1 protein-coding gene and 1 pseudogene are annotated in these 645 nt (G+C 50.4%); both read right to left on the bottom strand.

The features are described from left to right. Nucleotides 1-146, bottom strand: a pseudogene (locus tag ACTHUR_RS15125) (Maf family protein); the annotation flags it as partial. A gap of 14 nt (nucleotides 147-160) precedes the next feature. Continuing rightward, nucleotides 161-640, bottom strand: a complete 480-nt coding sequence (locus ACTHUR_RS15120; protein ID WP_440399439.1) for a gamma carbonic anhydrase family protein — start codon at nucleotides 638-640, stop codon at nucleotides 161-163. Nucleotides 641-645: the final 5 nt, after the last annotated feature.

Here is a 645-nt window from a genome sequence, read left to right as displayed (position 1 = left end):
GGCCATACGGCGCACATACTCTACTGCTGCTTCGCCTCTTTAGGGGTTTCATCAATATCCACAGGAAGGCGGCGTACCGTGAAACCCAAATTCTCCAAAATCTCACGACGGCGCGGACTGCCCGAAGCCAGATAAATTGCGTTCATTGTATTGGTTTTCCTTATTTTGAAATTTTATGCTGGCCGGACAGGCGGACATAATGCGCGGACGAATACGTCAAAAATTCCTTTTCCTCATCCGTCAGCGGACGCACTTGTTTCACAGGCGAGCCAACGTATAAAAAACCGCTTTCCAAACGTTTGCGCGGAGGCACCAAACTGCCCGCGCCTATCATCACATCATCTTCGACAACCGTATCATCCAAAATAATCGAGCCCATGCCCACCAACACACGATTCCCAATTCGGCAGCCATGCAGCATGACCTTATGCCCAATCGTCACATCATCGCCGATAATCAAAGGTGAACCGTCAGGCTTCGCCGCATTCTTATGCGACACATGCAAAACGCTGCCGTCCTGCACATTGCTGCGCTTGCCGATAGAAATGCTGTTCACATCGCCACGCAATACGGCATAAGGCCAAACGGATACATCTTCCGCCAGCGACACTTCGCCAATCACAACCGAAGTCTCATCTATAAAAC

Source organism: Neisseria sp. P0021.S007, assembly GCF_051956855.1.
Note: the sequence above shows the minus strand (reverse complement) of the source record. Positions and strands in the feature narration are given on the sequence as shown.